21 protein-coding genes are annotated in these 19336 nt (G+C 31.6%); 20 read left to right on the top strand and 1 reads right to left on the bottom strand.

Annotated features, from left to right (window positions below; translation table 11 throughout):
- The first annotated feature begins 8 nt into the window (after nt 1-8).
- The 5 genes from arsC to EGX96_RS00265 are packed head-to-tail and all read left to right on the top strand — an operon-like array spanning nt 9 to nt 3992.
- Nucleotides 9-416: an arsenate reductase (glutaredoxin) gene (gene arsC, locus EGX96_RS00285; RefSeq protein ID WP_000416961.1), complete on the top strand. Its 408-nt coding sequence runs from the start codon at nt 9-11 to the stop codon at nt 414-416.
- A gap of 38 nt (nt 417-454) precedes the next feature.
- Complete coding sequence (locus tag EGX96_RS00280; RefSeq protein ID WP_000173383.1) at nt 455-1264, top strand: purine-nucleoside phosphorylase; 810 nt, start codon at nt 455-457, stop codon at nt 1262-1264.
- A gap of 1 nt (nt 1265) precedes the next feature.
- Nucleotides 1266-2522 carry a chloride channel protein gene (locus EGX96_RS00275; protein WP_000254650.1) on the top strand — a complete coding sequence of 419 codons (1257 nt, stop codon included), beginning with the start codon at nt 1266-1268 and terminating at the stop codon, nt 2520-2522.
- Nucleotides 2506-3216, top strand: a complete 711-nt coding sequence (gene deoD, locus EGX96_RS00270; RefSeq protein WP_000022113.1) for a purine-nucleoside phosphorylase — start codon at nt 2506-2508, stop codon at nt 3214-3216. Before EGX96_RS00275 ends, deoD begins: the two co-directional genes overlap by 17 nt.
- A gap of 8 nt (nt 3217-3224) precedes the next feature.
- The gene (locus tag EGX96_RS00265) at nt 3225-3992 is read left to right on the top strand and encodes a hypothetical protein (protein WP_000129272.1); all 768 of its coding nucleotides are present in this window, start codon (nt 3225-3227) and stop codon (nt 3990-3992) included.
- A gap of 24 nt (nt 3993-4016) precedes the next feature.
- On the opposite strand, the gene EGX96_RS00260 is transcribed toward EGX96_RS00265, so the two are convergent.
- Complete coding sequence (locus tag EGX96_RS00260) at nt 4017-4940, bottom strand: LysR family transcriptional regulator (protein ID WP_001222599.1); 924 nt, start codon at nt 4938-4940, stop codon at nt 4017-4019.
- A gap of 188 nt (nt 4941-5128) precedes the next feature.
- Between EGX96_RS00260 and cpsA the strand changes: the two genes are divergently transcribed.
- The 15 genes from cpsA to neuB are packed head-to-tail and all read left to right on the top strand — an operon-like array spanning nt 5129 to nt 19335.
- Nucleotides 5129-6586 carry an LCP family glycopolymer transferase CpsA gene (cpsA, locus tag EGX96_RS00255; protein WP_000064993.1) on the top strand — a complete coding sequence of 486 codons (1458 nt, stop codon included), beginning with the start codon at nt 5129-5131 and terminating at the stop codon, nt 6584-6586.
- A 5-nt stretch (nt 6587-6591) separates the two neighbouring features.
- A complete protein-coding gene (gene cps4B / locus EGX96_RS00250; protein ID WP_000565383.1) occupies nt 6592-7323 on the top strand; it encodes a capsular polysaccharide biosynthesis protein Cps4B in 732 nt (243 codons plus the stop codon).
- 8 nt (nt 7324-7331) lie between these two features.
- Nucleotides 7332-8024 carry a Wzz/FepE/Etk N-terminal domain-containing protein gene (locus EGX96_RS00245; protein ID WP_001033072.1) on the top strand — a complete coding sequence of 231 codons (693 nt, stop codon included), beginning with the start codon at nt 7332-7334 and terminating at the stop codon, nt 8022-8024.
- A 10-nt stretch (nt 8025-8034) separates the two neighbouring features.
- A complete protein-coding gene (locus EGX96_RS00240; RefSeq protein WP_000197416.1) occupies nt 8035-8733 on the top strand; it encodes a tyrosine-protein kinase in 699 nt (232 codons plus the stop codon).
- A 12-nt stretch (nt 8734-8745) separates the two neighbouring features.
- Complete coding sequence (locus tag EGX96_RS00235) at nt 8746-10134, top strand: sugar transferase (protein ID WP_000659571.1); 1389 nt, start codon at nt 8746-8748, stop codon at nt 10132-10134.
- A gap of 23 nt (nt 10135-10157) precedes the next feature.
- Complete coding sequence (pssD, locus tag EGX96_RS00230) at nt 10158-10607, top strand: PssD/Cps14F family polysaccharide biosynthesis glycosyltransferase (protein WP_000686634.1); 450 nt, start codon at nt 10158-10160, stop codon at nt 10605-10607.
- A complete protein-coding gene (locus tag EGX96_RS00225) occupies nt 10607-11098 on the top strand; it encodes a glycosyltransferase (RefSeq protein WP_000578440.1) in 492 nt (163 codons plus the stop codon). Before pssD ends, EGX96_RS00225 begins: the two co-directional genes overlap by 1 nt.
- Nucleotides 11085-12191: a hypothetical protein gene (locus EGX96_RS00220; protein ID WP_000700584.1), complete on the top strand. Its 1107-nt coding sequence runs from the start codon at nt 11085-11087 to the stop codon at nt 12189-12191. The genes EGX96_RS00225 and EGX96_RS00220 overlap by 14 nt, the downstream gene beginning before the upstream one ends.
- On the top strand, nt 12184-13155 hold the full coding sequence (locus EGX96_RS00215) for a glycosyltransferase family 2 protein (RefSeq protein ID WP_001280686.1): 972 nt from the start codon (nt 12184-12186) through the stop codon (nt 13153-13155). Before EGX96_RS00220 ends, EGX96_RS00215 begins: the two co-directional genes overlap by 8 nt.
- Nucleotides 13156-13176: 21 nt before the next feature.
- Nucleotides 13177-14142, top strand: a complete 966-nt coding sequence (locus EGX96_RS00210; RefSeq protein ID WP_000411723.1) for a glycosyltransferase family 2 protein — start codon at nt 13177-13179, stop codon at nt 14140-14142.
- The gene (locus tag EGX96_RS00205) at nt 14129-15007 is read left to right on the top strand and encodes a conjugation transfer protein (protein ID WP_001872232.1); all 879 of its coding nucleotides are present in this window, start codon (nt 14129-14131) and stop codon (nt 15005-15007) included. The genes EGX96_RS00210 and EGX96_RS00205 overlap by 14 nt, the downstream gene beginning before the upstream one ends.
- Before the next feature lie 15 nt (nt 15008-15022).
- Complete coding sequence (locus tag EGX96_RS00200) at nt 15023-15976, top strand: DUF6625 family protein (protein WP_000770547.1); 954 nt, start codon at nt 15023-15025, stop codon at nt 15974-15976.
- 7 nt (nt 15977-15983) lie between these two features.
- Nucleotides 15984-16913 (top strand): glycosyltransferase family 52, encoded by a 930-nt coding sequence (locus EGX96_RS00195; protein ID WP_000782629.1) that lies wholly within the window; start codon nt 15984-15986, stop codon nt 16911-16913.
- Nucleotides 16910-18310 (top strand): oligosaccharide flippase family protein, encoded by a 1401-nt coding sequence (locus tag EGX96_RS00190; RefSeq protein ID WP_001093067.1) that lies wholly within the window; start codon nt 16910-16912, stop codon nt 18308-18310. The genes EGX96_RS00195 and EGX96_RS00190 overlap by 4 nt, the downstream gene beginning before the upstream one ends.
- Nucleotides 18310-19335: an N-acetylneuraminate synthase gene (neuB, locus tag EGX96_RS00185; RefSeq protein ID WP_000262516.1), complete on the top strand. Its 1026-nt coding sequence runs from the start codon at nt 18310-18312 to the stop codon at nt 19333-19335. Before EGX96_RS00190 ends, neuB begins: the two co-directional genes overlap by 1 nt.
- Nucleotide 19336 lies beyond the last annotated feature (1 nt).

Below are 19336 nucleotides of genomic sequence, written 5' to 3'. Positions count from 1 at the left end.
GGAAGATGATGGAAAAAGTTAGGATTTACCATAACCCAAATTGTGGGACATCGAGGAACGTACTTGCCATTATTCGTCATTGTGGTATTGAACCAGAAATTATTTATTATCTGAAAACACCACCTAGCAGGATGGAACTGGTTGAACTGTTGTTAGAAATGAAACTTTCTGCGAGGGAACTTCTAAGAACAGATGTTCCTGCTTATGAGAAATTCAATTTGGAATCTTCTAGCGTTACAGATGAAGAAATGATTGATGCGATGATACAAGATCCTATTCTTATCAATCGTCCCATAGTTGTTACGAGTAAAGGTGCAAAACTCTGCCGACCCTGTGAAGAAATTTTAACCATTTTACCTGTAAAGATGGAAAAAGATTTTGTTAAAGAAGATGGACAGATTATTCAAAGTTTATAGCATATTGTATAGTGAATAATGGTTTAGGAGGTAAGTAAATGACATTATTAGAAAAAATTAATGAGACTAGAGACTTTTTGCAAGCAAAAGGCGTCACAGCACCAGAATTTGGCCTTATTTTAGGCTCTGGTTTAGGAGAATTGGCTGAAGAAATCGAAAATCCCATTGTTGTGGATTATGCAGACATCCCAAATTGGGGACAGTCAACAGTAGTTGGTCATGCTGGAAAATTAGTGTATGGGGATTTATCAGGCCGTAAGGTATTAGCGCTTCAAGGTCGTTTTCACTTTTATGAAGGAAATACAATGGAAGTCGTTACTTTCCCAGTACGTATCATGAGAGCATTGGCTTGCCACAGTGTGCTTGTGACTAATGCAGCGGGTGGGATTGGATACGGACCAGGAACTTTAATGCTGATCAAAGACCACATCAATATGATTGGGACTAACCCTCTCATAGGTGAGAACCTTGAAGAATTTGGACCACGTTTCCCAGACATGTCGGATGCTTATACAGCAACATATCGACAAAAAGCTCACCAAATTGCTGAAAAACAGAATATCAAACTCGAAGAAGGTGTGTACTTGGGTGTATCAGGACCCACTTATGAAACACCTGCAGAAATTCGTGCATTCCAAACAATGGGCGCACAGGCGGTAGGTATGTCCACGGTTCCAGAGGTGATCGTTGCAGCTCACTCAGGGCTTAAAGTGTTAGGAATTTCAGCAATTACTAACTTTGCCGCTGGCTTCCAATCTGAGCTCAATCATGAGGAGGTCGTTGAAGTTACTCAGCGTATTAAAGAAGATTTCAAGGGATTAGTTAAATCATTAGTTGCTGAACTTTAAAATGGTTTCTCGATTATACTATGCTGTCAAGTTTATGATAGCCGTTCTATTTATGACAGTTATGGCAGGAGTTGGAGCTATCTTAATGCACTATGTATTAATGTTTACAGAGTGGTTAGCATTTGGTGATAGTAGAGAAAATACTCTGTCTTTGTTAAATAGTGTCACACCAATTAAAAGAGTGTTATCACTTACTTTAGCCTCCTTTTTAGCATCCCTTAGTTGGTATTACTTACAAATCAAACCAAAGCAAATAACTAGTATTAAACAACAGGTTGTTTTTAAGGATTCTTCTCTAAAAAAATCACCTTACTGGCTACATATAGGTCACGCATTTTTGCAATTGATTTATGTAGGAGCTGGTGGTCCTATTGGAAAAGAAGGAGCGCCACGAGAGTTTGGAGCCATAAATGCTGGGAAAATATCGGATTTATTAGCGCTTAAAGTGCTGGATAAACGTTTATTAATCATTAGTGGTGCAGCTGCAGGTTTGTCAGCAGTTTATCAAGTACCCTTAGCTAGTGTATTCTTTGCTTTTGAAACTTTAGCTTTAGGAATCTCACTGAAAAATATTGTGACATTGTTAGCCTCTACTTTTGGTGCAGCTAGTATTGCTCAATTAGTTATTTCGACAGCCCCTCTTTATCGTATTTCAAAGATGAGTCTGAATTCACAGTCATTAGCTTTTATGTTCTTGATCGTTTTATGTGTAACTCCGATTGCGATTAGCTTTAGATATTTAAATCAAAAAGTGACAGAGAGACGTATTAAAAATATAAAAATATTGTTAAGTTTGCCAGTAGTGTCATTGATAGTATCTGTTTTATCAATAGTCTATCCCCAGATTTTAGGAAATGGTAATGCCCTAGTTCAAGAGGTCTTTAAAGGGACCACAGTTAGCTTAATCACTATTTTAGTTGTTCTCAAGATGATAGCAACATTATCCACTCTTTACGCTGGTGCTTATGGCGGTATACTGACACCATCTTTTTCCATTGGTGCTTGTTTAGGTTTTTTGTTAGCTAGTATTTCTATTCCTTTACTTCCCCACATATCGATAGTAACCAGTATGTTGGTTGGTGCAGCTATTTTTTTAGCTATTACAATGAGAGCGCCACTGACAGCTGTCGGTTTAGTCATATCTTTTACTGGTCAATCCGTTATAACTATTGTTCCCTTAACTATAGCAGTACTTTTTGCTACTGCCTATGATTATTTTATAAGAAAAATGAGGAGTTTATATGTCAATCCATATTGAAGCAAAACAAGGTGAAATTGCAGATAAAATTTTACTTCCAGGAGATCCACTCCGTGCGAAATTTATTGCCGAGAATTTTTTAGAAGATGCGGTGTGTTTTAATACAGTTCGCAATATGTTTGGTTATACAGGTACCTATAAAGGACATCGTGTTTCTGTTATGGGAACTGGTATGGGTATGCCTTCAATTTCAATTTATGCTCGCGAACTAATTGTTGATTATGGGGTTAAAACATTGATTCGCGTAGGAACAGCAGGTGCTATTAATCCTGATATCCATGTTCGTGAACTTGTTTTAGCACAAGCAGCAGCAACAAATTCTAATATTATCCGTAATGATTGGCCTGAATTTGATTTTCCGCAAATTGCTGATTTTAAACTTTTGGATAAAGCTTATCACATCGCAAAGGAAATGGATATTACAACTCATGTAGGCAGTGTATTATCTTCAGACGTGTTTTATTCAAACCAACCAGATCGTAATATGGCCTTGGGTAAACTAGGTGTTCATGCTATTGAGATGGAAGCAGCAGCTCTCTACTATCTTGCAGCTCAACACAATGTTAATGCTCTTGCTATGATGACGATTTCAGATAACTTGAATAATCCAGAAGAAGATACAAGTGCAGAAGAGCGTCAAACAACATTTACTGATATGATGAAAGTTGGGCTCGAAACACTTATTTCTGAATGAGGATAGAAATGACAGATTTTTCAACTGCTCTTAAAGTATTAGTGGATCAGTATTCTTATCATAATGCTTTCTTATTATTACAAAAACATGGTCCTTTAAACTCAGATTTATTATTTTTATTGGAAATGATGAAAGAGCGTCGAGAGTTAAACATTGATTTTCTTTTTGCTCATCAAGAACAAGTTGTTATATTACAAGAAAAATACAATATAAAGCTTTTGCATAACTCGTATGATTTAGAGTTGCTGGCAAATTACATCATGGATTTAGAAGCAAAAGTAAAAAATGGATTAATCATAGATTTTGTCCGTAGTGTTAGTCCTATTTTATATCGTCTATTTATGATTTTACTTGCACAAGAAGTACCTCACTTGCATGATTACATCCATAATGCAAGAGATGATCACTACGATACTTGGAAGTTTAAAGAATTAAAGGAGTCAAACCATCCAGTCCTTTTGGCATTCTCTGAAAGGTGGCACGATAGTCGCTTGACTTCTAAAAGCCTTGCAGAATGTTTACAATTAACCGACCTTGATGAAGAAGTGAAATCGACCATCATTCAATTAAGACAGTTCGAAAAATCAGTCAGAAATCCTTTGGCTCACCTGATTAAACCTTTTGATGAGCAAGAACTATATCGCACAACTCAATTTTCTTCTCAAGCATTTTTAGACCAGATTATCTTCTTGGCAAAGGTAATTGGTGTTGAGTATGATACTGTTAATTTTCACTACGATACGGTTAACAAGCTTATTATAAAGATACTTGAGTAATTTAAAAACAGTTCTGAGACAATCTCAGGACTGTTTATTTTTATGATTAAACGAAACTTCCTCTAATAAATAGTCAATAAATTTTTGTCCCATTTTTGAAAGGTTTGCTTTGTCGTGTCGGATATAGACAATATCAATAACATCATCCACGTCAAGAGGGATTGCGACAATTTCGTCACCGTTCAATTTTGAGTTGAGGATACCAGTTGCCACTGTATAACCATCTAATCCAATCATTAAATTAAACAGAGTTGCTCTATCACTGACAACAATGGATTTTGGGTGAGGAATTTGAGACATCATTTCCTCAGAAAAGTAGAAAGAATTATGCAGGCCTTGATCATAACTCAGATAAGGATAATCTTCTAAATCTTTCATACTTAATTTTTTTCTATTAGCTAAGGGATTGGATTTGCTCACGAAAATATGAGGTGTAGTAGTAAAAAGAGTTGTGGCAATTAAGGAATTATCGTCGAATAATTTGGTTAATACATCTCTATTATAGCTATTAAGAAACAGAACACCAATCTCTGAACGGAAATTTTTAACATCATCAATAATTTCCCAAGTCCTAGTTTCACGTAAAAAAAGTTCGTATTGGGTCATGTCTGTGCCATTAAAGAGAGCTACAAAAGCGTTAACCACAAATGCATAGTGTTGTGAAGAAACGCTGAACAGCTCACGACTTGTATTATCACCCTTATAACGCTCTTCAAGAAGTGCTGTTTGTTCTAGAATTTGTCGCGCATATGACAGAAATTCCATACCATCTTTTGTTAACGTTATTCCTTTTGGATTTCGAATAAAAATTTGGATCCCCATCTCAGTCTCAAGGTTCCTAACAGCGTTTGAAAGTGAAGGTTGGGTAATGTAGAGTTGTTTAGCGGCTTCATTCATGCTACCAGTTTCTACAATCTTAATAACATATTGTAATTGTTGAATTCTCATAACTCTAGTTTAAACTAGAATGTAAATAAATTCAATTAGATCAGCTAAATTATCAATATAGATCAATTGAAAATGTTATTTAGCTAATATAATCAGATTATTCCAATATTACTTTCGTTGAATATTGTATTGAAAAATGATATAATATCCAAGTAAAATTAAGGTTTTTTAAGTATTGGAGAATTACAATGTCTAATCATTCGCGCCGTCAACAAAAGAAACACTCACATACACCTCTACGGGTGATTAATTTATTTCTTTTGGTGATTTTTATTTTGTTAAGTGTAGTCTCATTATTTCTTATGTATCGTCACCATTTTTTGGCATTTAGACACCTGAACGTCATTTATGGAGTTGTAATTGTTTTAATCATTTTAGCAAGTTTATTTCTTTGTATTAAGAATAAAGCTAGAATTTTTACAACTATAATTTTAGTATTAGCTTCTATTTTCGTTGCTACTACTTTATATGGATTTAAGTCAACCATTGATTTGACAAATAATCTAAATAAAACTGCTTCATACTCTGAAATTGAGATGAGTGTAATTGTACCAAAAGATTCTAAAATAACCAATATAGAAGCTGTCAGCAAATTAGCCGCACCAGTTAAAAACGATACTTCAAATATTACTGATTTGATAGAACATATAAAATCAGAAAAAGGAATCTCTATTACACCACAAAAAACAGATTCTTACCAGGATGCATACAATAGAATTAAAAATGGTGATAGTCAGGCTATGGTTTTAAATAATGCTTATGTTAGCTTAATTGAACTTAGCACCCCTGATTTTAAATCGCAGATAAAAACGATTTATACTTACAAAATTAAGAAAAAAATTAATCGTAAAAATACTAATCATAAAGAAGGGGTATTTAATATCTATATTAGCGGTATTGATACTTTTGGCTCTATATCAACAGTATCAAGATCTGATGTAAATATTATTATGACGGTTAATACCAATACCCACAAAGTATTGTTAACGACAACACCACGAGATGCCTATGTAAAAATTCCAGATGGTGGGGGCAATCAATATGATAAATTAACCCATGCAGGTTTGTATGGCGTTGAGACATCAATGAAAACACTTGAAAACCTTTACGACATCAACCTTGATTATTATGCTAGAATTAATTTTTCATCATTTTTAAAATTAATAGACCTCTTGGGAGGAGTGACAGTTTATAACGATCAAGCTTTTACAAGTAAACATGGTAATTTTGACTTCCCTGTTGGTCAAGTAACATTGAATTCTGAGCAGGCTTTGGGCTTTGTTAGAGAACGTTATTCTCTACAAGGAGGCGATAACGATAGAGGTAGAAATCAAGAAAAAGTGATTGCAGCTATTATAAATAAGTTAGCTTCTAGTCAGTCAGTAACAAAATTAAATAGCATTACCTCACAGCTCCAAACGTCCGTTCAAACTAATATGACTATTGATAATATTAATGATTTGATTAACAATCAATTGTCAACTGGACAACGCTTCACTGTCGAGTCACAAGCATTAACTGGTCATGGTTCAACGGGTGAACTCCCTTCATATGCAATGCCAGGAGCTCAACTTTATATGATGTCAATTGATCAATCTAGCTTATCTAATGCAAAATCAAAAATTAAGAACACAATGGAGGAATAACAAGAATGATTGATATTCATTCTCATATCGTTTTTGATGTAGATGATGGGCCTAAAACGCTTGAAGAGAGTTTATCTTTAATAGAAGAAAGTTATCGACAAGGTGTTAGAATAATTGTTTCGACATCACATAGAAGAAAAGGTATGTTTGAAACACCTGAAGATATTATCTTCAAAAACTTTTCTATAGTTAAACACGAAGCGGAAAAAAGATTTGAACATCTTCAAATCTTATATGGTGGAGAATTGTACTATACAAGTGATATGTTAGAAAAACTGAAGTTAAAGCAAATTCCAACTTTAAACAATACGAAATTTGCTTTAATTGAATTTTCTATGCAAACTTCTTGGAAAGATATTCATACAGCTTTGTCAAATGTTTTAATGCTTGGTATTACACCAGTCGTTGCGCATATAGAGAGGTATAACGCTTTAGAGAATCAAAAAGAACGGGTGAAGGAAATTATTAATATGGGGTGTTACACACAAATAAATAGTTCCCATATTTTGAAACAAAAACTTTTTAATGATAAGCATAAACGCTTTAAGAAAAGAGCCCGTTATTTTTTAGAGGAAAATTTAGTGCATTTTGTAGCGAGTGATATGCATAACCTTGATGTTAGACCGCCATTTTTAGCAGAAGCTTATAAGATTATCTGTAGAGATTTCGGTAAAGAACGTGCTAACCAACTTTTTATTGAAAATGCTCAATCTATATTAAAAAACCATTACATTTAGGAGATTTCATGAATAAAATAGCTAATACAGAAGTTGAAATAAATATATTCAACCTTTTAAAAAAATTGTGGAAAAAGAAATTTTTAATCACATTTGTTGCCATTGCATTTGCAACAGCTGGACTTTTCTATAGTCTTTTTATTGTTACGCCACAATATACTTCTTCAACAAGGATATATGTCATTAACCCTAATACCCCTAATAATAGTATTACTGCACAAGATCTACAAGCGGGGAGTTTTCTTGCAAATGACTATAAGGAGATTATTACGTCTACTGACGTTCTAGAAAAAGTTATTTCTTCTGAAAAATTGAATTATCCTTCGTCTCAGTTGTTGCAAAAAATAACAGTTTCTATTTTAAAAGATACACGTGTTATTTCAATATCGGTCGAAGATGCTAATCCAAAAATGTCTCAAAAATTAGCAAATTCAGTTAGAGAAGCAGCAGTTTCAAAAATCAAGGCAGTTACTCAAGTAGAGGATATCACTACTCTTGAGAAGGGAAATTTACCTAAAGCACCATCTTCTCCTAATATTAAAAAGAATGTACTAATCGGGTTTATTGTTGGTGCAGGATTATCAACTATTGTTTTAGTTATTATGGGTATTTTGGATGATCGTGTTAATACTGAAGAAGATATTGAAAAGGCCCTAGGACTTACTTCTTTAGGTATAGTACCAGATTTGAATAAACTTTAAGGAGAATATAATGACTCGTTTAGAAATAGTTGATAGCAAGTTAAGACAAGCAAAAAAAACAGAAGAATACTTCAATGCGATCCGTACAAACATACAGTTTAGTGGAAAGGAAAATAAAATTCTTGCAATTACCTCTGTTAGGGAAGGGGAAGGAAAATCCACTACTTCAACAAGTTTAGCTTTATCTTTAGCTCAAGCAGGATTTAAAACATTATTAATTGATGCGGATACTAGGAACTCTGTTATGTCTGGAACCTTTAAAGCAACTGGAACTATTAAAGGCTTGACGAATTATTTATCAGGTAATGCAGATCTTGGAGATATTATCTGTGAAACCAATGTTCCTAGACTGATGGTCGTTCCTTCAGGGAAAGTACCACCAAATCCAACAGCATTACTTCAGAACGCTTATTTTAATAAGATGATTGAAGCTATTAAAAATATATTTGATTATATTATCATCGATACTCCACCTATTGGTTTAGTTGTTGATGCCGCAATAATCGCTAATGCTTGCGATGGTTTTATTTTAGTAACCCAAGCAGGTAGAATAAAACGTAATTATGTTGAAAAAGCAAAAGAACAGATGGAACAAAGTGGTTCAAAGTTCTTAGGTATTATTCTTAATAAAGTTAGTGAATCTGTTGCTACTTACGGCGATTACGGCGATTATGGAAATTACGGAAAAAGGGATAGAAAAAGGAAGTAAGGGGCTCTTGTATTGAAAGAAAAAGAAAATATACAAAAGATTATTATAGCGATGATTCAAACAGTTGTGGTTTATTTTTCTGCAAGTTTGACATTAACATTAATTACTCCCAATTTTAAAAGCAATAAAGATTTATTGTTTGTTCTATTGATACATTATATTGTCTTTTATCTTTCTGATTTTTACAGAGACTTTTGGAGTCGTGGCTATCTTGAAGAGTTTAAAATGGTATTGAAATACAGCTTTTACTATATTTTCATATCAAGTTCATTATTTTTTATTTTTAAAAACTCATTTACAACGACACGACTTTCCTTTTTTCCTTTTATTGCTATGAATTCGATTTTATTATATCTATTGAATTCATTTTTAAAATATTATCGAAAATATTCTTACGCTAAGTTTTCACGAGATACCAAAGTTGTTTTGATAACGAATAAGGATTCTTTATCAAAAATGACCTTTAAGAATAAATACGACCATAATTATATCGCTGTCTGTATCTTGGACTCCTCTGAAAAGGATTGTTATGATTTGAAACATAACTCGTTAAGGATAATAAACAAAGATGCTCTTACTTCAGAGTTAACCTGCTTAACTGTTGATCAAGCTTTTATTAACATACCCATTGAATTATTTGGTAAATACCAAATACAAGATATTATTAATGACATTGAAGCAATGGGAGTGATTGTCAATGTTAATGTAGAGGCACTTAGCTTTGATAATATAGGAGAAAAGCGAATCCAAACTTTTGAAGGATATAGTGTTATTACATATTCTATGAAATTCTATAAATATAGTCACCTTATAGCAAAACGATTTTTGGATATCATGGGTGCTATTATAGGTTTGCTCATATGTGGCATTGTGGCAATTTTTCTAGTTCCGCAAATCAGAAAAGATGGTGGACCGGCTATCTTTTCTCAAAATAGAGTAGGTCGTAATGGTAGGATTTTTAGATTCTATAAATTCAGATCAATGCGAGTAGATGCAGAACAAATTAAGAAAGATTTATTAGTTCACAATCAAATGACAGGGCTAATGTTTAAGTTAGACGATGATCCTAGAATTACTAAAATAGGAAAATTTATTCGAAAAACAAGCATAGATGAGTTGCCTCAATTCTATAATGTTTTAAAAGGTGATATGAGTTTAGTAGGAACACGCCCTCCCACAGTTGATGAATATGAAAAGTATAATTCAACGCAGAAGCGACGCCTTAGTTTTAAGCCAGGAATCACTGGTTTGTGGCAAATATCTGGTAGAAATAATATTACTGATTTTGATGAAATCGTAAAGTTAGATGTTCAATATATCAATGAATGGTCTATTTGGTCAGATATTAAGATTATTCTCCTAACATTAAAGGTAGTCTTACTTGGGACAGGAGCTAAGTAAAGGTAAGGTTTGAAAGGAATATAATGAAAATTTGTCTGGTTGGTTCAAGTGGTGGTCATCTAGCACACTTGAACCTTTTGAAACCCATTTGGGAAAAAGAAGATAGGTTTTGGGTAACCTTTGATAAAGAAGATGCTAGGAGTATTCTAAGAGAAGAGATTGTATATCATTGCTTCTTTCCAACAAACCGTAATGTCAAAAACTTGGTAAAAAATACTATTCTAGCTTTTAAGGTCCTTAGAAAAGAAAGACCAGATGTTATCATATCATCTGGTGCCGCTGTAGCAGTACCATTCTTTTATATTGGTAAGTTATTTGGTTGTAAGACCGTTTATATAGAGGTTTTCGACAGGATAGATAAACCAACTTTGACAGGAAAATTAGTGTATCCTGTAACAGATAAATTTATTGTTCAGTGGGAAGAAATGAAAAAAGTTTATCCTAAGGCAATTAATTTAGGAGGAATTTTTTAATGATTTTTGTCACAGTGGGGACACATGAACAGCAGTTCAACCGTCTTATTAAAGAAGTTGATAGATTAAAAGGGACAGGTGCTATTGATCAAGAAGTGTTCATTCAAACGGGTTACTCAGACTTTGAACCTCAGAATTGTCAGTGGTCAAAATTTCTCTCATATGATGATATGAACTCTTACATGAAAGAAGCTGAGATTGTTATCACACATGGCGGCCCAGCGACGTTTATGAATGCAGTTTCTAAAGGAAAAAAAACTATTGTGGCTCCTAGACAAGAACAGTTTGGAGAGCATGTGAATAATCATCAGGTGGATTTCGTTAATAAGGTAAAAACAATGTATAATTTTGATATCGTTGTAGATATTGAAAGGTTACAAAATGTAGTCTATGAGGGGACGATGAATCGTCCGTTTTTAGAAACTAACAGAAGTAATTTTATTGAAGAATTTAAGGTAATATTAAAGGAGTTGTGTGATGAAAATCAATAAAAATAAAAATTATTTTTTTGAAGTAATTTTTATCATACTTTTTTCTCTATTAGCTCTATATACAGGTGTTTACAGGGACGGAAATTATCTTTATGACTATCTTTTTTTACTTTATGCTTTTTATGCATTTCTGAGGTCAATCACAATTACTTATTCTAGAAAAGAAATAATAATTTTAATAAGTGTAACAATTCTTTTTGTTCTAAATAGTTTTTTTTCAAAAGGTAATAGTTGGCTTTCTATTTTGATAATATTATTAGGGAGTAGGAAGATAGCTATTGATAGGATTATAGATAGTTTATTAATATGTAAGATTATTTCATTTATAGGCGTTTTAACATTTGTAAACCTTCATATTTTAGAAAATAAGCAAGTTCTCACATATAGATATGGTGAAGTAGTAGCAAGGTATGCATATGGATTTAATCATCCCAATACCTTACATGCCTTTTTCTTTATAATAATAATGCTATTTATCTACCGTTTCTTTACTAAATTAAAGTATCTTCATTTAGTAATCATTTTAATTATTAATCAGTATATTTATTCTATTTCAGTTGCTAGAACAGGTTATTTTTTAGTAATATTTGCAGTAGTATTTTACATTATTCTACGAAATAATTTTTTGATACAGCAAGTAACTTTTAAAATAGCACCGTATGTACAGTTTATTGCGATGTTTAGTTTGTTATTATTTTCTTTATTTTTCTTTAATACTCCTATTGTTTCAAAATTAGATAACCTTTTAAGTGGTAGAATTTATTACGCGAAGCTTATCTTAACAGATTCACTTAATTTATTTGGAAATGAAATCAACTATTTTATTGATAGATATATTTTATTTTTTCATGATAACAGTTATTCTTCAACACTTGCACTAAGTGGAATTATTATTACATTTGGGTATATGTACTTATATTTTAAAACCTCTCGAAAGTTAGTGCAGGATCATAATATTGCTGCTTTATATTTATTTGTTTCAAATTCCTTGTTATTTTACTCCGAAGATTATATACGCGAGCCATTTTTAAATATTACTTTATTTTTTATAGGTAAATATATATTTAATGAATTAGGAGAGATAAATGAGTGATAAATTTTCAAATAAAATCAGTGTTATAGTTCCTTTATATAATGTAGAGAAATATATTATAAATTGTATTTCTTCACTTACGAATCAAACTTATCAGAATATAGAAATTATTTTGATAGATGATGGTTCTACTGATAATAGTGGTAGGATATGCAAAAAATTAGCTCAAGAGGATCATCGTATTATTTATTTAAGGAAAGAAAATGGTGGGGTTTCTAGTGCTCGAAATTTAGGGCTACAATATGCAACAGGAAGTTACATTGGTTTTGTAGACTCAGATGACTATATATCAAAAACAATGTATGAAAACTTATTAAAGAGATTATTAGAAACTAATGCGGATATCGCCGAAACTGACTTTGCCTTAATTGATAATAGATTTACGAAAAAAAAGAGGAAAAAGATACAGAAAGTTCTGAATAAAGAAGAAGCTATTAGGGAGTTTTTATCAGGAAATGTGGTTGAAAATAATCTCGTCATAAAGTTATTTAAAAAAACAGTTATTGCTAATCTAAAATTTAAAGAAGATGTGATAGTTGGTGAAGATATGCTATTTTCTTTGCAGGCCTTACAAAACTCAGATAGAGTTACAGTGGACACTACGAATGCGGATTATTTTTATGTCGTACGTTCAAATTCAACTATGAATACTATTACCGAGAAGGATATCGATAATCTTTCAATACTCGAGCAGGAGTTCAAAAAAATTGATATCCCCCAATTAAAAAGTTATTTGGAAGCCAAATTAATTCGAGAAAAGGTTAAATTTGTATCTAGAGTATTAATTAGTAATAAAGCACATTTGTACAGTGATATTATTGATAGATATTTGCAAGAGGTTAGACACTACAGCATAAAAAATATGATAAACTTTCTTTCGTCGAAACATTGTTTGACTATAACTATTATGAAAATATCACCTAAACTATATACACTTTTATATAAAGTTTTTCAAAAGCAATAAATATCGGAACGGAGGCTTTTATTGGAAAAGATTAGTATTATTATACCGGTATACAATGTTAAGAAGTATCTTAATGATTGTATTCAATCTGTTATAAACCAGACTTACAATAATTTAGAGATTATTTTAATTGATGATGGTTCTACCGATGGTTCAGGAGACTATTGTGATGAAATTGCCAAAAAAGATAGTCGAATTTTTGTGTATCATAAGACAAACGGCGGTCTATCAGAAGCTCGAAACGTTGGAATAAAAATAAGTACCGGGAAATATATTACATTTATAGATTCAGACGATTACATCGAAAATTTATATATTGAAACTTTATACAACAGTTTAATTGAGTATAAGGCTGATATTGCTATTGTTAATAAATATCATTTAAAGGATAACGAGAAAATTGTTCATTTGGCAAATTCCAAAGAACTTTTTAGGGTATTTGATACTAAAATGATTTTAGAGAGTATGTATAGTAGAGAGAATAATTTTATTAGTACCCTGACAATGGCGCAGCTAAAATTATATCGTAAGGAACTTTTCTCTGATATAGAATTTCCCATTGGGAAAAAATATGAAGATTCTTTTACAACTTATAAGACATACATTGAAGCTAATAGGATTGTTTTTGTTAATAGACCATTATATGCCTATCGATTTCGAAGTGGGAGCATTACAAGAAGTGGTTATCAATTATCAAATTTAGACGTTTTAGAAATGTACGAAGAGCGGTTGGAATATTTTAGAGAAAGAGGATATGATTTACTTAGTACTAAATATCATTATTGTATAGCTATTGCAAATCAAAAAGAGTTATTAAAAAAACATTTCCCTAATAATCCTAAAATTTATAAATTGGACAGCCAGTTTAGAGAAATATATTGTGATATTTTAAATGAACTTCCCTTTAAAAAGCGAATAAAATTAGGAATTATTAGGTTCTTACCATTTATTAAACGGTTAAAATACCAATTTATTGAAAGTAGATGATATGCAACATATATTAGCAATTATTAGTTATAAAATGACACATGCATTAAAATGTACCGTAGATTTATTGAAAAATGATATGGATATAGTTATACACGTTGATGCCAAAAGTGATATAAAACAATATGATTCGATAAAAGAATTTGTAACTTTCACAGAAGAAAGAATAGATGTTCGTTGGGGACACTATTCTCAGATTTTAGCTATGTTAGTTCTTTTAAAATATATGAAGTCCAAAGAAAAATATCATTATATTTCTATTATTAGTGAAAGCGACATCCCATTAAAAACAGGTAAAGAAATTAATACTTTTTTAACCCTTCATAAAGGTAAAGAATTCATAGGTATGGTTTCTAACGAGCAAATGAGTGATTTTGAGTATGATAAACTCAAGTATAACTATCCTGATTTTTGTTTTTCTAAAAGAGGAATATTTAAAAAAATTTATAGAGGTACCAAAGTTTATAGGTTCTTTAAAAATGCAAGGTATTATTCCCTACCTCCTCTTCGTAAGGGAAGTCAGTGGTTTACTATTTCAAGAGAGTTTACTGACTGGATTATTGGATATTTAGATAAACACCCAGATTATCAGGAGGCTTTTTGTCATAGCTATTGTGGAGATGAATTATTTTTTCAAACATTACTAGCTATCTCTCCATTTCAAGAAAGGGTGATGAATAATAAAGATGACTGTCTCATGGGAGGGAGATATATTATTTGGGAGGCTGATAAGACATCACCTTGCGATTTATTTGCTGAAAAAGTGTTAGAATATAGGAAAGAAGCTGAGAGTGCTTTATTCTTTAGAAAAGTATCTGAAGAAAGCGATTTTGATGTTTATATGCATCTATTAAATAAACTTTAAATTAAGGAGAAAATATTGAAACTTTTATTTATTGTTCCATATTTTGGAAAATTTAATAGTTATTTTCAGTTATTTTTAAACTCAATAGCCACATCAGATCTTTGTGATTTATTGATTGTTACCGATGATAAAAGTAAATACGATTACCCTCAGAATGTTACTATTCGCTATACTAGTTTTGAAGAGTTCCGAAATGAAGTCCAAAGAAAAATGGATTTTAAAATTACTTTAGATACTCCATACAAACTCTGTGATTTTAAACCAACATACGGTTATCTATTTGAAGATGAATTGTTAAATTATCAATATTGGGGTTATTGTGACTTAGATATTATCTTTGGTGATTTAGATGGATTTTTACATCCCATACTAAATAAAGGCTTTGATAAAATTTTTGAGCTAGGTCATTGTACGATTATTAAGAATGAATCACGAATAAATCGAATGTTCCTTTCTACAGTTAATGGGGTGAAAATAGGACAAAAAGCTCTAAGTTCTTCCAAAATCGAAGTTTTTGATGAGGCATATGTTAATAGTATTAATAATATATTTATTGAAAATAATTGTAATAACTTTTTGTACAGTTTAGGAGCAGACATAGACATTTGGAAGAATAATTTTTATATTACTTCTTTCAAGAATAAAAAAGATTTTGTAGTATCAGACGCTCCCAGCATATTTTACTATGAACAAGGACACTTATATGAGTTTCACCAATATAAGTCTGTAGTAAGAAGGAGTGAGTATTTATATATTCATCTTCAACAAAGAAAAATGAAAGTTGATTTAGATGCTAGGTCTACAACTTATCTGATATTACCAAATAAGTTCGTAGAATATAGAATAGCTACAAATTGCTTGTTAACACTTAAAGAATTTAAACGGTTTATTAGTTTTGGAAAATATAGCTTTCAAAAATACCGCCTATATACTAAATTACAAAAGCAAAAAATAAAGAAGTTATTATGAGATTTTAATGAAAATGAAGAATATTTATATATGTTACACTTTATATCACCTATTGATATCTTTATGTAAGAGAGATTTATATGGAAAAATAATTATCTTAACTACTCGAATAAATAATTATGCAATATATAAAAGAAGAATAGAAAAGTTGTTTCCAGAAATACCTGTATTGATTGTAGATGATAGTGATTACAGTAAGAAATATAAATTGTTTTATCCGAAGCGAATAAAACAAGAATTGTTTAGTATAACCAACGGCAATAAAATACATATTTACAATGACTATACGCAATTAGGATATTTTTTTCATAGGAATGCTATTCCCTACCATTTAATGGAAGATGGATATAATAGTTTAAAACATCCAACGAGTATCGCTCCAGATGGTCTTTGTGACAAGATAAAAGGGAAGATAACGAATACACCCCGATATCATGGCTTCAGTAAGTATTGTAAGACGATAGAAGTAAGTAGTTTGAAAGATTTACCAACAGATGAGAGAATGTCTAAGTTTATTGAGAAGCCCAAGGATGGATTATTTTCTGATTTAGATAATAAAACTAAGGAATCTATTTTAAAGATTTTTGACATAGCCTCAATAGATATTGAAATAGCTTCTCCATCTGCTCTAATATTAACTCAACCTTTAGAGGAACATTTTAAAAGTCAAGAGGAAATATACCAATTTTACAAAAGCATAGTGGAAGAATATATTGATAAAGGTTACCACATATATATTAAAGTTCACCCTAGAGATAACATTGACTACTCTAATCTCAATGCAACAGTAATACAAAGGAACATCCCTATAGAATTATTTGATTTCCTAGAGAATATAAAATTTGATGTTGGGATTACATATTTTTCCACGGCATTAGATTTTTTAAATTGTGTTAATAAAAAAATTTTCTTATACAATATTAAGGATATTAAATGAATACTAAGAAATTACTTCAATCTGGTTTTATTTATACACTCGGGAATTTATTGGTGCAAGGATTAGCCTTTATCACACTTCCCATCTACACTCGGGTCATCTCAACAGAAGTTTATGGCCAATATAGTTTATATGTCGCTTGGATGAATATTATTATGCTTTTTATTGGCCTTCAGACGAGCGGTTCTTTAAGTTCAGCCCGGGTCAAATACGGAGAAGAATTTAAAAGCTATTCTGGGAGTGCCTTTTCTGTAGGTAATATATGGTTTCTTATTATACTTTTGATAGCTTTTCTATTTAGAAGTTTTCTTGCACCATTAGTTGGTTTTTCTGAATCTATTTTTTTATTAATGGTGTGTCAAAGTTACGCTAGCTATGTGGTGACTTTCTTTGGTCAGTATTTTATACAACAACAGAGGAGTTTGGCTAATTTAATATTATCCTTAGCCAATGCAGTTTCATCTGTTGCACTATCTCTATTTTTAATTTTTCATTGGTCCGATGACTTTTTATCTAGGGTTTTGGGAGCTTTTGTTCCTACTATAATAACTGGAATAGTTGCCTTTGCTTATATTTATTATCATAGCAAATCTTTTTACAATCCTAAGTATTTTCGGTTCATTGTCACTGTGTCTATTCCTTTGATTTTTCATTTGTTAGGACATCAGTTATTAAATCAATTAGATAGGATTATGCTAGTTCGCTTATATAGTACTAAAGAAGTTGCAATGTATAGTTTCGGTTATTCGCTTGGAATGATTATTCAGATTGTTTTGAATAGTATTAATATGGCTTGGATTCCATGGTTTTTTGATGCTAGAAAAGAAAAATTACTGCAACTTTCAACTTATATTAGCCGTTATCTCTATTTAGGAGTTTTCTTAACATTAGGTTATTTGACTGTTTTTCCTGAGTTAGCTCAAATAATGGGAGGAGACAAGTATAGTAGTAGTGTTCAATTTATTTCTTTAATTATTGTCAGCTACTTTTTAGTCTTTCTCTATACATTTCCTGTAAATATCCAATTCTTCTATGCTAATACGACATGGATTCCTATTGGGACATTATTAGCTGCTGGTGTAAATTGGTTACTAAACCTTGTATTAATTCCTCATTATGCAGCCTATGGCGCTGCTATGGCTACAATAATATCTTATTTAGCCTTGTTGATTTTTCATCATATTGTTTCGAAAGTTAAATACCATTATTCAGATGTCTCAGTTAGGCAGTACATCATTTTAAGTGGTATAGTATTTAGTTATGCTATGTTAATGAACATGTTCCTAGATAATATCGTTATTAGATGGAGTTTAGGAATAATTATTCTTATAGTATATAGCATTGTTTTTCAAAAAGTCATTTTAGACTTATTGAGTAAAAAAAGAAGGAGAAGATAATGGTTTATATTATTGCAGAGATTGGTTGCAATCATAATGGAGATATTAATCTTGCGAAAAAAATGGTAGATGTTGCCGTGTCTTGTGGTGTTGATGCTGTTAAATTTCAGACTTTTAAAGCTGAGAAACTTATTTCTAAATTTGCTCCCAAAGCTGAATATCAAAAAGCAACTACAGGAACAGCAGACAGTCAACTTGAGATGACGAAACGTTTAGAGTTAAGCTTTGAAGAATACTTAGAAATGCGTGATTATGCAATTTCAAAAGGTGTGGAGACCTTTTCAACACCTTTTGATGAAGAGTCATTAGAGTTCTTAATTTCTACAGATATGCCAATTTACAAAATTCCATCAGGAGAAATCACTAATTTACCTTACTTAGAAAAGATTGGCAAGCAACAAAAGAAAGTTATTCTTTCGACGGGTATGGCGGTAATGGAAGAGATCCATCAAGCGGTGAATATTTTACGTCAGAATGGTACAACCGACATTTCTATTTTACATTGTACAACAGAGTACCCAACACCTTACCCCTCTCTAAATTTAAACGTTATTCATACTTTGAAAGATGAATTTAAAGATTTAACGATAGGTTATTCGGATCATTCAATTGGATCAGAAGTACCTATCGCAGCAGCAGCAATGGGTGCAGAAGTTATTGAAAAACACTTTACTTTAGATACTAATATGGAAGGTCCGGATCATAAAGCCAGTGCAACACCTGATATTTTAGCTGCTTTAGTTAAAGGGGTTCGCATTGTTGAACAAGCCTTAGGTAGATTTGAAAAAATCCCAGATCCAGTAGAAGAGAAAAATAAGATTGTTGCTCGTAAATCAGTCGTTGCTTTAAAACCAATTAAAAAAGGCGATATTTATTCAATAGAAAATATTACGGTGAAGCGCCCAGGTAATGGTATTTCTCCTATGAACTGGTATGACATCTTGGGACAAGAAGCGCAAGATGATTTCGAAGAGGATGAAGTTATTCGTGATTCACGCTTTGAAAATCAATTGCCCGAGTTATAAT

Source organism: Streptococcus sp. FDAARGOS_520 (assembly GCF_003812685.1).
Taxonomy (GTDB): Bacteria; Bacillota; Bacilli; order Lactobacillales; family Streptococcaceae; genus Streptococcus; species Streptococcus agalactiae.
Note: the sequence above shows the minus strand (reverse complement) of the source record. Positions and strands in the feature narration are given on the sequence as shown.